Annotated in this window: 11 protein-coding genes; 4 read left to right on the forward strand and 7 right to left on the reverse strand. The window is 28.9% G+C overall.

Annotated elements, in window-relative coordinates:
• Window positions 1–64: 64 nt before the first annotated feature.
• The 5 genes from uvrB to R3X25_RS08595 all read right to left on the reverse strand — a co-directional run bounded on the left by uvrB (window position 65) and on the right by R3X25_RS08595 (window position 10,642).
• A complete protein-coding gene (uvrB, locus tag R3X25_RS08575; RefSeq protein WP_317673850.1) occupies window positions 65–2,053 on the reverse strand; it encodes an excinuclease ABC subunit UvrB in 1,989 nt (662 codons plus the stop codon).
• A 44-nt stretch (window positions 2,054–2,097) separates the two neighbouring features.
• Window positions 2,098–5,652, reverse strand: a complete 3,555-nt coding sequence (locus R3X25_RS08580; RefSeq protein ID WP_317673852.1) for a T9SS type B sorting domain-containing protein — start codon at window positions 5,650–5,652, stop codon at window positions 2,098–2,100.
• 95 nt (window positions 5,653–5,747) lie between these two features.
• On the reverse strand, window positions 5,748–8,576 hold the full coding sequence (locus R3X25_RS08585; protein WP_317673854.1) for a T9SS type B sorting domain-containing protein: 2,829 nt from the start codon (window positions 8,574–8,576) through the stop codon (window positions 5,748–5,750).
• 337 nt (window positions 8,577–8,913) lie between these two features.
• Entirely contained in the window at window positions 8,914–9,741 is an 828-nt protein-coding gene (locus R3X25_RS08590) for an ABC transporter permease (RefSeq protein WP_317673856.1), read from the reverse strand.
• A 1-nt stretch (window position 9,742) separates the two neighbouring features.
• Window positions 9,743–10,642: an ABC transporter ATP-binding protein gene (locus R3X25_RS08595; RefSeq protein WP_317673858.1), complete on the reverse strand. Its 900-nt coding sequence runs from the start codon at window positions 10,640–10,642 to the stop codon at window positions 9,743–9,745.
• Between the two features lie 92 nt (window positions 10,643–10,734).
• Here R3X25_RS08595 and R3X25_RS08600 point away from each other — a divergent pair, with 92 nt between their 5' ends.
• Complete coding sequence (locus R3X25_RS08600; RefSeq protein ID WP_317673860.1) at window positions 10,735–11,814, forward strand: hypothetical protein; 1,080 nt, start codon at window positions 10,735–10,737, stop codon at window positions 11,812–11,814.
• Here R3X25_RS08600 and R3X25_RS08605 read toward each other — a convergent pair whose 3' ends face one another.
• Window positions 11,815–12,318, reverse strand: a complete 504-nt coding sequence (locus R3X25_RS08605; RefSeq protein ID WP_317673862.1) for an IS1096 element passenger TnpR family protein — start codon at window positions 12,316–12,318, stop codon at window positions 11,815–11,817.
• A gap of 70 nt (window positions 12,319–12,388) precedes the next feature.
• On the opposite strand from R3X25_RS08605, the gene R3X25_RS08610 reads away from it, so the two are divergent.
• From R3X25_RS08610 to R3X25_RS08620, 3 genes are all read left to right on the forward strand, one after another.
• On the forward strand, window positions 12,389–12,802 hold the full coding sequence (locus R3X25_RS08610) for a PaaI family thioesterase (protein ID WP_317673864.1): 414 nt from the start codon (window positions 12,389–12,391) through the stop codon (window positions 12,800–12,802).
• Window positions 12,803–12,890: 88 nt separating this feature from the next.
• Window positions 12,891–13,664 (forward strand): alpha/beta hydrolase, encoded by a 774-nt coding sequence (locus R3X25_RS08615; protein ID WP_317673866.1) that lies wholly within the window; start codon window positions 12,891–12,893, stop codon window positions 13,662–13,664.
• A gap of 75 nt (window positions 13,665–13,739) precedes the next feature.
• Entirely contained in the window at window positions 13,740–14,732 is a 993-nt protein-coding gene (locus R3X25_RS08620) for a chorismate-binding protein (protein WP_317673868.1), read from the forward strand.
• Window positions 14,733–14,927: 195 nt separating this feature from the next.
• Here R3X25_RS08620 and R3X25_RS08625 read toward each other — a convergent pair whose 3' ends face one another.
• Window positions 14,928–15,806: a helix-turn-helix domain-containing protein gene (locus tag R3X25_RS08625; RefSeq protein WP_317673870.1), complete on the reverse strand. Its 879-nt coding sequence runs from the start codon at window positions 15,804–15,806 to the stop codon at window positions 14,928–14,930.
• Window positions 15,807–16,115 lie beyond the last annotated feature (309 nt).

The raw sequence follows: 16,115 nt of genomic DNA on the forward strand, positions 1-16,115 counted from the left end.
TAAGATCGAAGAATTTTTTAATTATGAATTGTGAGATTGCTTCACTGTGTTCGCAACGACTTTTTTATAGGTTCTCTTTCAATATTTTAATTTCATCACGTAATTGAGCGGCAACAATAAAATCTAAACCTTTTGCTGCTTCCTCCATGAGTTTGCGTTTTTCTTTTATTCTACTTTCTATTTCATGTTTAGGTAAGTAACCTAATTCTTCTTCAGCAGCCATTGCAGCAGAATCATCGTATTGGTATGATGATCCTGTATTTTTTCCTAGTGTATTTTCTATACTTTTTTTAATTTGAGTAGGCGTAATGTTATTTGCCGTATTGTAAGCAATTTGTTTTTCTCTTCGTCTTTCAGTTTCATCAATTGTTTGCTGCATACTTCTAGTTATTTTATCTGCATACATAATAGCTTTACCTTCTACATTTCTAGCAGCTCTACCTATGGTTTGTGTTAATGAACGATGAGAACGTAAAAAACCTTCTTTGTCAGCATCTAAAATAGCAACAAGTGAAACTTCAGGTAAATCTAAACCTTCACGTAATAAGTTTACACCAATTAACACATCAAATAAACCTTTACGTAAATCGGCCATAATTTCAACACGTTCTAATGTGTCAACATCAGAATGAATATATCTACATCTAATTTGAATTCGAGTTAAATATTTAGTCAACTCTTCGGCCATACGTTTGGTTAATGTTGTAACTAAAACGCGTTCATCTTTTTCAACTCTAATTTGAATTTCTTCAATTAAATCATCTATTTGGTTGATACTTGGACGAACCTCAATTTCAGGATCTAATAATCCTGTAGGTCTAATAACCTGTTCAATAAAAACGCCTTCTGTTTTTTGCAATTCATAATCAGCAGGTGTGGCGCTAACATAAATTACTTGGTTTTGAATTACTTCAAATTCTTCAAACTTTAAAGGTCTGTTATCCATTGCTGATGGTAATCTAAAACCATATTCAACCAAGTTTTCTTTTCTACTTCTATCTCCACCGTACATAGCGTGAACTTGAGGAACTGTAACATGACTTTCATCAATAACCATTAAATAATCATCTGGGAAATAATCTAACAAACAGAAAGGACGTGTTCCAGGATTTCTTCCATCTAAATAGCGAGAATAATTTTCAATTCCGCTACAATAACCCAATTCACGTATCATTTCTAAATCAAATTCTGTACGCTCCTTTAAACGTTTTGCTTCAAGGTGTTTACCAATTTCTTTGTAATAGTCGTATTGCTTCATCAAATCTTCCTGAATTGCATGAATTGCATTTTGTAAAACATCAGGAGAAGTCACAAACAGGTTTGCAGGGTAAATGGTTAGTTCTTCAAATTTTTCAATTACCGTATTATTTTCAACATCAAAACTTTCTAGTTCTTCAATTTCGTCACCAAAAAAATGAATTCTATACGCGTGCTCACCATAAGAAGGAAAAATAGTTATAGTATCTCCTTTTACTTTAAACGTTCCCGAAGAAACTTCAGTTTCAGTTCTAGAGTATAATGAAGTTACTAATTGATGTAAAAATTTGGTACGCGAAATTGCTTGATCAACTTCAATTTTAATTACGTTCTTTTTAAATTCTATTGGGTTTCCAATACCATACAAACAAGAAACTGAAGCAACTACAATTACATCACGTCTACCAGATAATAAAGCAGAAGAAGCACTGATACGAAGTTTTTCAATGTCTTCGTTTATAGATAAATCTTTTTCTATATATGTTCCAGTAACTGGGATGTATGCTTCAGGTTGGTAATAATCGTAATACGAAACAAAATATTCAACAGAATTGTTTGGGAAAAACTGTTTAAATTCAGAATATAATTGAGCAGCTAACGTTTTGTTATGTGCTAAAATTAACGTTGGTTTTTCAACCTTTTCAATTAAATTAGCAACCGTAAATGTTTTACCAGACCCAGTAACACCAAGTAAAGTTTGATATTTTTCTTCATTATTAATACCATCAACTAATTGTTTTATAGCTTCAGGTTGATCTCCGGTTGGTTTAAAATTGGCTTCTAATTTGAATTGCATTTTGCAAAAATAAGGTAATAATTTTTATTGCCGAATTTTTTAGATTAGCGAATTAAACTAAAATGACCTTTTAAAACTCGTCCATCTTCTAATTCTATTTTATACCAATAATCTGTAGATGGTAATTTATTTCCTTTATATAAACCATCCCATCCTGGTCCAAGAGGATCTAACACTTTTAATAATTTTCCAAACCTATCAAAAATGTAAATATTTGAATTAGGTTGAAATTCTATACCAGATATTTGCCAAGTATCATTAGTTCCATCAAAATTTGGAGTAAAAAAGTTAGGTACACTAATTAAAAATGTTTGTATTTGTGATGCTGTACAATTTTCTAAATCTCTTATATAAATAGTATGTTCACCTCCATAAACTGGTGTAAATATATTTTCTGTTTGATACATTCCATTGTCCAAAGCAAATTCTAAATTTCCGCTTGGTAAGTTATCCGTTAAAATAGTTATGGTGTTATTTAAACTGTTTGATTGAATTTGTAAGTTAGTTTCTGAAAACTCGCTTAATGGAGTTATTGGAGCTTCAATAACTTGGATTGATGCTATTTTATCACATGCTGAAGCAGAATTATTTTGAACTATTACTGTGTACAATTCTGCAGAGTCAACTTCTATTTCTTGCGTATTTCCAACACTAATACCCGATTCATTTTGCCATTCATATATATAATCATCTTGAGGGTTTTCAACACTAATTTTTGAATTTGATGAAGTTAAACAAAGTGTTACTTCAGTTTGTAAAGTAAAGGTAGGTAAAGGTTCTACATTTAAAGTGATGTAATTTCCTAAAGCAAAACAATCGTTATTTAAATCGTCAACTCTAACAATTATTTCTTGTGTAAAAGGAATTGAGTTTCTAAAATTAGTTGGGTCAATTACATTAGTTTCTGCTAAAGCATCTGCTATAGTTTCGTAATAATAAACTTCTAAATTTGTTTCAGGAAGTAATTCATTTAGAATAGTAGTTGTAGCGGAACTAAAATCGAAAGTTTTAATTCCATTAGTATCGTTATTGTCAATTAGAGCATCATCACATTCATTAAAAGTAATCATTAAATCACTTGGAATACTTGTGGCAGCTAACGATAAATTAACTTGAGCTGTAACATAACAATTTGAAGCGTTTTCTATTCTTGCCCAAACCGTTGTAGCTATACTATTAGAAAAACTAGTAGGATTTGTTATTGGATTTGTGTTTGCTAATGCATTTATTTCATCTAAAAAGTAAGTAATTGTTGGAGCTGGTGTTTCAGAAGATATTGCAGCATTGGCTTCTTCTAAATTAAAATCAACAATACCATCTAAATCATCATCACATTGAATTAAAGTTACTGGAGTTGTAATAACTGGAATTGGGTTTATTGTAACCTGTATTGTTTTAGAATTTTCACAAGAAATACCACCTACAATATTTTGACTGGTAGCTGTTACTATATAATCTCCACTTGTTGTTGCTGTAAATGAAGAAGTATTGCTTAAAATAGTTCCTAATGAATCTTCCCATTGATAATCGTACACATCAGTTGGATTCGAAATTTCAACAGTTTTATTGGTGTCATTTGCACAGAATTCAATAGTAGTATCTAAATCAAATTGAGGAATTGATTTTACATTGAGTGTTACATGATAGCCTAAACCATAGCAGCCATTATTTAAATCATCTACTCTAACTATAATTTGTTGTGTTGTTGGAGTTGTATTTGTATAGTTGGTTTCATCAATAGCGTTTGTTTCAGCTAAAGCATTTATCATATCTTCATAATATGTAATCAATAAATTAGTTGCAGGTAAAAGAGCAGTTTCAATTTGACTTGTAGCTGTACTAAAATCAAAATTTATAATTCCATCAGTATCATTATCACATTCATAAAAGTTTAACATTAAGCTTGCTGGAATTTGAGTTGAAGTGGTTTGTAAATTTACTTCAGCAGTTGTATAACAACCTACAGCATTTTCAATTCTGGCCCAAACAGTATTTGGGGTAACTGAATCTGCATTGGAAAATGTAGTTGGGTTTGGAATAGAAGACGTATTATTTTCAGCATTTGTTTGTGATAAAAAATATGTTATTGTTGGAGCTGGAGTTTCAGAAGATATAGCAGTGTTTGCTTCTTCTAAATTAAAATCAGTAATTCCATCTAAATCATTATCACATTGTATTAAAGTTAAGGGTGAAGTAATAATTGGTAAACTATAAATAGTTATTTCTAAAGTAATATCAGTTGTAATCAATCCAACGGTAACACTTGCTGTAACGGTATATACTCCTGGAGCAGAAAATACATGTGTAGGATTTTCTAATGTTGAAGTGTTGTTTATTCCTGAAGCCGGATCACCAAAATCCCAAAGAATACTATCTGGAATTGATGTAGAGCTTAAGTTAAATTGGGTGGCATCTCCAAAGCAAACATCATTGGCATAAATATTTGTTCTAAAAAAAGATTGAATAAAAGGAGGTAAGCCTTCTACCACTTTTCGGTTTGGGTCACCAGCACTTATATCTAAATTGTTATGAAGGTAATTACTAGCAGCTCCACTTGCATTAGGGTTGTGTATTACTCCTAAAAAGTTGGTTCCTAGTTGATTTACTGCAGAAACAGAGAGCGCTCTATATATTTTACCGTCAATAGCAAGTTGAAGTCCACCTCTGGTATTCACATTAGATGAGTGAATTAATACTCTAGATGTTGAAATATTTGCACTTAATAAATCATACTGAATTAATTTACCAGGTGTTATGTGTGTGTTTCCGCTTAATTTACTTGTTGTAGCGTATAATTTAGAGTTGTCTGGAGAAAATTCTACACCATAAGGAATATCATCGTTTTCATCTAGAGTTAAAGTTTGTTCATTAGAAACTGCACCAGTTGTATCGTTAAAATCATATAAGCGTAAACTTTGTCCGCTTCCAAAATTTGCACAAACTATTTTTGTTCCATCTGGAGAAATTTTTAGGCAACCTCTAGTTGCACTTGTTGAAGAAACATTGCTTACTACTGCAGTTGTATTAACTCCTGTAGCATCAATTCTCCAGGAGTAAAAACTATTTTGAACAAAAGTAACTACCCAATAGGTGTTATTATCTGAATGATTTATAGCCGATATTTTTTCGTATGCATTACCTAATAGGCCCAAGTTTTTTTCAGCGACTACAACATCTCCTAAACCACCGTTTAAGGTCATATCAATAGTAGTATAGTTTATTCCGTTAGAACCCACTGTAGTTGCTGGTCTATCATCAACAGTAAAAATATAATATTGATCAGTATTATTGGGTTTTGGAATAATTATAGCAGATTGTGTACTACTAACATCTCCAAGTAAACCTGTTCCGTTTGGCATAATGGTATGAGTTCTATCCCAAACAGTTACACCATCAGAATAAAACAATAAATTTCCATTTGAATCACTTATAGTAGCACAGCCTTCAAAAGTGTCCAATTGCCCATCAGTTAATACAACAGGACTTCCAGAATTAAAGTCTAACCCTGCATTTTCCCCAAAATACCATATAGCAGCTTCTTTTTGAGCTAATGATATGTAGGGAATAATTATTAACCAAAAAAATAAGATTCTTTTCATAGGGAAAAGATTTTTCGTTTCTTATAAAGATATGATAAATATCTTATTTCTAATAAATTAAAAACGAAAAAGAAGCAAAAAAATATTGTTTTAAGCTATCTAATTAAGCTAAAATGGCCTTTACGAAGTTTTACATTTCCATTGCTATCTATTAATTCAATAGAAAACCAATAATCAGTTGAGGGTAAAGTTTTGTTATTAAATAATCCATCCCAACCTTCGCTTTCAGGATTTACTTTTGCAACTAGTTTTCCAAATCTATCGAAAATATAGATTTTAGAATTTGCATAAAAGCCTTCGGTTAAACCTTGAATTTGCCAAGTATCATTTAGGCCATCTCCATTTGGTGTAAAAAACTTTGGAAAACCAATTATAGGTACTTCGATAGAAACAATTGGACTACATCCATTTTGGTCAGCAACATAAATTTGGTGAATACCAGGAGAAATATTATCAAAATAAGGTTCATCTTGATAACTTCCATTATCTAAAGCAAACCAATAATTTCCAATACCTAAATTACTTGCATTTATTGTTATTGAATTGTTTGTAGAATCGTCTATTATTGTTAAATCATCTATTGTAATAAGAGGGCTATTAGACTCTTCAATAATAAATGTATTATATGCTGAACAGTAGTTATCATCAGAAGTATCAGTAGTGTTATTTAAATATTCTCTAGTAGCTTCAACTTTATAAGTACCTTTTTCAAAAACATCGAGATTGCTAGATGTGGCTCCAGATATTGGAGTATTGTTTAAATACCATTGAAAAGTATCAGTAGAATTAGATGTAGAACCGTCTATATTTAAAGAAATTAATTGAGGACTATCAATTGGATTATTTACACATAAAATTAAAGGTTCATCTTCTCCTTCAGGATCAGGTAGTGAATTTAGTTGAAGTTTTAATGTACCAGCAGAATCGCAATTTTTTGTTAATTTATTTGAAATTACTACAATTATTTCTGTATTAGAATATTCATTTACACCAGTAATTGGATTTGATTGAAGTTGTGCATTTTCGGCGGTTTCATAAAAACTAACTTCAATGTCTGGGTTTGTATATAAATTATAAATTGATGTTCTTATTTCTTCAAAATCAAAATAACCAGTGTTACTTGGAATACTTTTAAGCTGATCTGTTAAACCTAATGATAAATCGTTTTCACAAGTATACCTAATTCCAAAATCACTTAAACTAGTTGGAATTACATTTAATTCAATAGAGCCTTTTACATAACAGCCCGTTAGTATGTTTGTTAGTTTAACAATTAGAGTTGTGCTATTTGAAACTTGATAATTTTCGGGTGATGTAATAAAATTATCATTAGAAAAGTCGGTTTCATTTTCAAAAAAAGTAACCTCTAAATCACTAACATTATTTGTAATTTCTTCAATTTTATAATTTAAGTTAAATAGTAGATTACTATCTGTACTGTTAGAATCTATATCACATTGATTGTAAATAATTGTTGGAAATGTATTTGGAAGTTCGTTAACATTAATCTCAAAGCTACCTTTGTATGTAGTATTAAAACCGCAATCATCTACTGTAGATATCTCAATTTCATAACTTCCTGAATCAGTTAGTTGTAAATTTGTAAAGGTTAGATTAGGAGAATTACTTATTTCTATATTATTATAAAACCATTTATAAACGGGAGAACCTTCAATATTTTGAGGTGTAAGCGTAAGGTTATCTCCAATACATTTTTGAATGGTTGTATTATTGAGGTTTTCAGTTGAGATACCATCTGTAATTTCAATAGGTATTAATAGTGAAGCTATAAATGGAGGTAAACCCTGCATAGACATTCCATTTAACGTAAAACCATCTGTTTCGTAATTACAAGCTATACCTTCATTATCTGGTTCGTGAATTATATCTAAAGTGTTTGTTCCTTGATCATAACTAACAGGAACAGTTGCATAAATTTTTCCATTTGGTGCTAATTGTAATCCACCTCTAAAACCTATTTGTTGTTTTATTAAGGTTTTACTGTTTGGAATATCTGTACTTTCAATATCAAATTGGTATAATTTGTTATATGTTCCGTTGAATGTTGAGGTGTATAATTTAGTTGAATTAGGTGAAAATTCTACACCATAAGGTGCTCCATCAGTTGTTACATTAATTAATTCAATTCCATTATTAGAAACTATTCCAGTTGTATCATCAAAACTGTATAAATGAAGTTTTCCATTACCAATTATATTATTACCACTTCCATCTGTATATTGTGTAAATGTTGCACTTGCTAATTTCTCACCATTAGGAGAAACTTTTAAATAACCACGTCTATCTGAAAAGGCATAATCAACAGTTGAAATTACTGGTGTTGTATTTAATCCGTTTAAATCTATTTTATAACTGTAATACGTATTACTTACTAATGATATTACCCAGAATTCATTACATTCAGAACCTTTTACTGAAGTAACTTTCTCACTCCAATTTGTATTTAATCCGTTAGATAAATCTGTATTTCCACCTTGTATATCTCCTAAACCACCATCTAATGTCATGTTTACAATATAAGAGTGAAATCCAAATTCTCCAACTTGACCAACTCTAGCACCAACAGTAAAAATATAATAAAGGTCGCTATTTCCAGGATGCGGAACTATAATTGCAGATTGGGTACTAGATGGATGACCTTTTAAGGTTCCATTACCATTTGGCATTGGATTATGATTTTTGTTCCAAACTGTAGTTCCATCAGAGTAGAATAATAAATTTCCATCTTTATCAGAAAATGAAGAGCAACCTTCGTTAGTAGAAAGGCTTCCAGTTATAGCAGTTACAGTATCACCATTAAAATTTATTCCTGCATTTAACCCAAAATACCAATTGTTAGCTTCACCTTGGCTAAAAATAAACATTGGTATTAATAAAAGAAGACAAAATATATAATTTTTCATTAAGAAGTATTCAAATAAACAATACCCAAATATATTTAAAGTAAATGAAATATTATATTACTATTGAATTAAACTATAATGATTTTTTTATATTTCCCCAAATATGAATAAGTTACTTGGAAAATTATTGTTGAAGTATGGCTTGTACTAGTTTGTTAATGTGTTATTATGTGTAGTTTGTTTTGCGTTTTTATTTTGTACTTGTATTCAACTTTTATAAACGCGTAATTTAATATATATTATCTACCGTAGCCATTATAGATGCGAAGATTAAATTTTAAACTTTAACACTATAACCTTTAATGTTGTAAGCATTTATTAGCGAAGGAGTAAACAGTTATAAATCACGTTTTTTTAGTAAAGCATACGATAAATAGATAAAAATTGCTGTCCAAAATAGTACAATTACTATATCAAAAAATTGTACTGAAAAGTCTTTAGATAGATCTTCACCAACTTGTTTTGCAACCGTTTTAACAGCGCTTAATCTGGTAAAAGGTTCTTTTATTAGATTGCTCATAGCTTCTAATGGAAAAATTCTCATTAAATCATCAGCATTTGGTTTAAATTTCCAATAGAGTATACCTTTTGCAAAACCTTCAAACATAGCCCAAATAAGCATGGCTCCAACAGCAAAAGCTGAACGTTTTACCAAAATTCCAAGAAATAACCCAAAAGAGAAAAAACCAACTAATTTTATAAAAAAGGCAAATAGATATTCTAAATCAGTAGTAATAATAGAAATTTCATTAAAGTCAGAATATACATAACCTAGAATTAGTGAAACTACAAATACAAAAATAGTTGAAATAGCTGCTAATAGAATAACAGTATAAAATTTAGAGAGTATAAATTCCTTTTTACTTAAGCCATCAATTAAATTTTGTTTTAGTGTTTTATTACTGTATTCATTCGCCATCATAGATACAATTACAAGCAATAAGAAAAATTTGAATGTGGATGCCATATAAGTGTTAAAATGCCAGATATAAGGAAAATTAAAAATTCCTTGTTCCGCTAAATGAAATTTAACAGGTCCAATATCAAATTTAATAGCCGCAATTAAAGCGATTGATGTGAGCAATAAAAAGTAAATTAAAATTAAAATTTTACTTGCTCTATTATGTTTTAATTTATGAATTTCTATATTTAAAAGTCGTAGCATTTTAATTGTTCTTTGTTAGTGATAAAAATTGTTGTTCTAAACTAGGTTTACGTTTAACCAAATGTGTTAAAACAACACCGTTTTCAAATAAGAATTTATTAATTTCTGAAGCTGAAATGGGTTTGTTGAGTGTAGCAATAATTATAGAATTATCAGTTTTTGTAGATGCAATTCCATCAAATTTAGAAAGTAATTCTAACAATGTTTCTTTATTTTCTTCAACATTCAATTCAAATAAACCATGCGAGGCGGTCATTTCATCCACTCTTCCAGAGTATAATTTTACACCTTCTCTAATAACAACAACATGAGAACACACTTTTTCAACTTCATCTAATAAATGCGAAGCTAAAAGAATGGTTGTGCCATTTGCCGCAATATCTTTAATTATTTTTCTAATTTCATGAATTCCTTGTGGATCTAAACCATTGGTTGGTTCATCTAAAATTAAAATTTCTGGATCGTTTAACAATGCAGAAGCAATAGCTAAACGTTGTTTCATACCTAATGAAAAAGTTCTAAATTTACTATGTCTTCTTTCAAATAAATTAACTGTTTTTAATTTTTCTTCAATTTTGTTAAAAGGAATTTCTTTGATTTTACACACTAATTCTAAATTCTGAATAGCAGTCATGTATGGATAAAAGTTAGGTCTTTCAATAATAGCGCCTACTTTTTTTAGTGCCTCATGTGTAGATAAATCTCCATTAAACCAACTAAATTCTCCTGAAGTTTTGTTTACTACATTTAAAATTATTCCAAGCGTTGTAGATTTTCCACTTCCGTTTGGACCAAGAATACCATAAACGGTTCCTTTTTTAATTTCAAAAGATAAATTATTTACCGCATGAATATGTCCAAATTTTTTGTTTAAATTGCTAATAGATAGAATTGTTTCCAATATTTTGAAGTTTAGTATAGTTTTAAGACGACTTTTAGAGAGATTTGTTACAGCAATATAGGAAATTAGATTTTTTATAATATTTTTGAGGTATGGAAGAAGAGAAGATAGTTTTATTAAAAAAACCTGCATTTCCAATAAATAAGGATTTGTATGAATACTTATCTATTTATAACAGAAGTATTAAAATTCCTGTTTGTTATGATGATTTATTGCGTTTTTCTGGAGCAATTGAAGTATATGACAAAAATGGAGATGATACGTTATGGATTCGAGTTTACTATCCTGAACATGAGCGTGATGAAATTGATATGAGTTTAAAGCGCATGTACATGATTTTACATGGAGATGGGAGTGAAGAGTCTTTAAGTTTTTTATCTGTTGATGCCATAGATTATTGTACGTTCGGAAACTCTAAACCCTTCCGTATAAAAGTAAGAAATATTTTAAACGATAACCATACCTATTTATACGTTAAAACTGCAGATGCTTCACGTGTTTATGGTTTGGAACTAGAGCATATTTTATCACCAAATAATATTAATTTTTTAGTTTATGAAGACACTTTAATTGAAGAACATGTTTTAGGTATTCCAGGAGATGTTTTTTTAGCTGAAGATGTTCAACGTGTTTCGGTAAATGGTAAAAAAAGACTAGCTAAAGAGTTTGTAAAGTTTAATGAACGTTGTATGATTCGTTTATTAGGTGATATGAGAGCTTATAATTATGTAATTGTAGCTTCGTATGATTTTGATCAAGTGCAATATAGAATTAGAGCAATGGATTTTGATCAGCAAAGTTATGAAGGAAATTTAAGGTTATACTTTCCTCAATTTTTTAAAGAAAACTATCCGTTTGTTAAAATGGTTGCTGATAATTTACAACCAGAATCTATTGAACAATATAAGCGTGAAGAGCGTTCAGCTATTGCTAGAAGATTAAAAGGTTCTCAAAAGCGAATTCGTAGATTGGTAAAATGTATGAAAAACGATACAATATCAACTCCTGAAAAAATTAATGAGTTGAAAATGGGTTTAGTAGAATATACAAAAGATGTAAAGTTTAAAAAAGCAAAATCTATGGGCGATATTTTAGGTGTAGCTTTTGAATTTGTTGTTAGAAATTATGAGAATGTAAATTCTTATTTAATTAAAAAGAATCATTTAAGATAACTAGTAATTATCCAAATCTAAATCGTCTATATTTTCAAAACCATCTTCTCTGTCAAAGGCATCAAAATCATCAAAATCATTGTCTTCGGCAGTAAATTCTTTTTCTGGAGCTTCATCTGGAGCTTCACCAAAAGAAAGTGCTATAAAAGGTAATTCTTCAGTAGTTTTGTAAGCAATATCTGTAACTTCAATATAAAAAGTCCACATACTAAAAAAATCGTACACATAAATAAGTTTAGCACCTTCCAATTTTAGAACTTGTTCAACGGTAAACTTTGACATAGTTAAAGCCGAACCATCTTCAGAAACATCAAATAAAGGAATTTCTTCGCCTTGCTCCCAATCATCATCAGTTAAATAGAACGAAGCCATTTCTTGACCTTTAAATCCAAACGATTTTGCAATGGTAAAGTGTAAATCTTCTAAACTAGAAGTTTCATATACCAAAACATCTCTAAAAACATCTTCTTTTACGTCTAAAATTGCTCTAATTTTATATGCCATAATTCTTTTTTATATTGCGGCAAAGTTAGTACTTTTAATTAGTATTTTTACCAATCAATTGTTAATTAAAATGGATAAAAAATCAACATTAGATAAGTTTAATGCAATGTGCAAAAACACATTGATGGAAACTTTAGATATTAAATATACCGATTATGGAGAAGATTTTTTGGTAGCCACAATGCCAGTAACTTCAAAAGTACATCAACCAGATGGAATTTTAAATGGTGGCGCTACTATGGCTTTGGCTGAAAGTGTTGGAAGTCCAACATCATTATTAGCAATAGATATGGAAAAATACACTGTTAGAGGTATTGAATTTTCTGCAAATCATTTACGAAGTGTAAAAAGTGGAATGGTTACTGCTACTGGCAAAATTATTCATAAAGGAAAAACAATTCATTTGGTTGAAATTAAAGTAGTTGATGATAGAGGTAGAGTAATTTCACTATGTAAACTAACCAATTTTATTCTTGCCAAATAGTAGGTTGAAAAAACTAAAAAAAATACTAAAACTAATAGGGATTATTTTACTATTGCTAGTGATTGTTTTATACATTTTGTTTTATAAAATGTCTACTCCAAAAACTGATGAGAAAATTAATGAATCTTTTAAAGCCGAAAATACAGAAGTATTTATTTCAACAAAAAAATTTGAAGGGTTTACATATAGAGTGTTAGCACTTCAGAAAAAAAATGATTCTACACTTCCAACAGTAGTATTTATTCATGGCTCTATAGGTTCAGCAATTAATTTTAAAAAGTATTTGACCGATAAAGATTTAAATAAAAAAGCAAATTTAATTGCTTATGATAGAGTAGGTTATGGAGTGTTTCAAACTGGAGATGTTCAGGAATCAATTGAGTTTGAAAAGAATTTATTAGAAGATTTAATTAAAAATATTCCTTCTGAAAAAATAATTTTGGTAGGCTATTCATACGGAGGACCAATTGCTTTAGCTTCTAATAAAACGTATAAAAAAGTAATTTTATTAGCTCCAGCTGTATATTCTAAAGTAGAGCCAATGCCTTGGGCGTTGAATTTTTATAAGTGGAAATTAACACAGTGGTTAGTTCCTGAAGTATGGAAAGCGGCATCAAAAGAGAAAATATCGCACCCAAAAGATTTAAAGAATTTTGAAAACAAATGGAATTTAAATGTTAATGAAATTATTAGTTTTCATGGAGATAAAGATTGGATTGTACCCTATGATAATTCAGTTTATTTAAAAAAACAATATATTAATGGAAACTATAAATTAATAACTTTACCTAATGCTGGTCATGGTTTGGTGTGGACTAGATTTAAAGAAATTAAAACAACTTTATTACAACAATTAAATTAAAACAAATTGCAATTAAATAATTTAGATTTTTTTGACAAAATAACTCAAAAGCTTAAAGCTAAAACACCTTTTGTAATGTATAGAAACATTAATGAAGTTGAGGTTTTTGGATTGCTTCAAAATACAGATAATTTAATAAGTTTAGACTCGTTTAATAGCAAAGGGTTTGTTTTTTGTCCGTTTACTAATTCAGAAAATAGTTATATAATTTCATTAAATAATTCTTCAAAAATTTCAACAGTTGTTGAAGATAGTAACTTTGAATATTTAAACTCTAATTTTAGTGTTTTATCTTCTTCATTAGAAAAAAAAGAATATGAAAATTTAATTGAAAGTACAGTTAAACACATTAATAAAACTAAAATTGAAAAGATTGTAATTTCTAGAAAAGAAAATGTTGAGGTGGCTAATATGGATGTTATAAAAACATTTATTAATATGCTGCATAAATACAAAAATGCGTTTGTTTATTGCTGGTTTCATCCAAAAACAGGACTTTGGATGGGAGCATCTCCAGAGCGTTTAATACAAATTGATAAAGGTGTTTTTAAAACAATGTCTTTAGCTTCAACACAAAATTATGAAGGTAGTTTAAATGTAAATTGGGGAACTAAAGAATTGGAAGAGCAAAAAATTGTAACAGATTATATTTTAGATAATTTAAAACCAATTCTCTCTACAATTAAAACTGTTGGTCCATATACTGTAAAAGCTGGAAGTTTATTGCATTTAAAAACCGATATTACTTCTAAAGTAGTTTCTGAAAATACGGTTGAACAATTGATACATAAATTGCATCCAACACCTGCAGTTTGTGGAATGCCTAAAGAAAATGCTAAAGAGTTTATTTTGAATAATGAACAATATAATAGAAAGTATTACACAGGTTTTTTAGGAGAACTAAATATAAATTCATCAACAAACTTATTTGTAAATTTAAGATGTATGGAAGTAAATACTAACGTGGTTTCAATTTATATTGGTGGAGGTATAACTGCAAGTAGTATTCCAAGTAAAGAGTGGAATGAAACTGTATTTAAATCTAATGTTATGAAAACGATTTTATAGAATAAAACTAAGTCCAAAGTTTTTGAAAGTAATTTAAAAAAGTGTCTGTGGGAAACACTATAAATTTCCTTTTAGCAATTCATTCCCAATAGTATTTAACAATGAACTTAGTTTTGTATAGTAAAGTTAAATATGATTGTTTTATTTTAGTGTTTAAATCGTAAAAAGGAATCCTTAAATCGTATAAACTTACAGCTACATTCTATATTGGTTAGGCGTACACAACTCTGAAGCTTTAAATATTCTTATAAAAGAATTTACAGAGCCAAACCCAGAAAGTTCGCTAATTTCAGATATAGGAATTAAGGGTGTTTTTGTTAATAATTTTTTAGCTTCTTCTATTCTATATCCGTTAACAAATTGATTGAAATTACAACCAATTTCTTCATTAATAACTTTTGAAACGTATGTTCTGTTAGAACCAATATTTTTAGATACATCCCAAATATTTAAATCGGGTTGAAGCCAAGGTTTCTTTTTGTCAAAGTAGTTCATTAAATTTTGATGTATTTCATTTAAATCAAAATCAGCTTCAATATTGCTTAATGAAATTTTATTTTCGGTTTTATCTTCTTTAGAACTAATATTAATTTTTGCTGGGATTTGTTTTAAACCAACAATAGCCAATATTATATAAAGTAGTGTAAACAAAGAGCATAAAACTAAATAAGAAATAATATCAGTATTAATAGGTTTTCTTCCTAAAATAGTAACAAAAACACCTGGCACAGACATACAAATAATAAATGATATGTTTGCTATATAAAAATATTTTAATTGATATTTATCTAAATTCGAAAACAAATTATTCATTTGTTTTCTGGCTTTTAATATAAATCGAATTGCAAGAAAATTATAGATTACTATTTGTATTAAATGAAATGCTCTACTGCCTTTGTATAAGTACGATAAAATTTTTGAAGTAGTATTTTTTAAAGGTGTACCATTTAAGTTGTTTTGCATATACTCATAATATTCATTCCAACTAGCAGTATAGGAAATAATAAGCATTACTAAACCAATTACAATAGCAGGTATAAAATGAACAATAAATTTAGCCTTAATAAAATTCATGTTAAAAGCACTATATAGGTACAAATAATAAAAAGGATAAAATGCTACTATTGAAGTTATAAATAAGAAATCGAAATATTTGAAAGTATGCCAAACTTCATTAAAAGATAAAAAATGACCTGTAAATAAAATAAAGCTGTCAAAAAAAAATAAACTTAAAAAAAAGCGATTTTTAAATTGCTTATCGGAAGTTCCTAACAAAATTATTCCTGCAAATAAGTTAATAAATACTGTAGATAAAAGCGCTATTAGTTTAATCAAAATGGTTAGTTTATTATTAACAAGAATAAAAATAGCTTTTAACTTGTT

Source organism: Lutibacter sp. TH_r2, assembly GCF_033101135.1.
Lineage (GTDB): Bacteria > Bacteroidota > Bacteroidia > Flavobacteriales > Flavobacteriaceae > Lutibacter.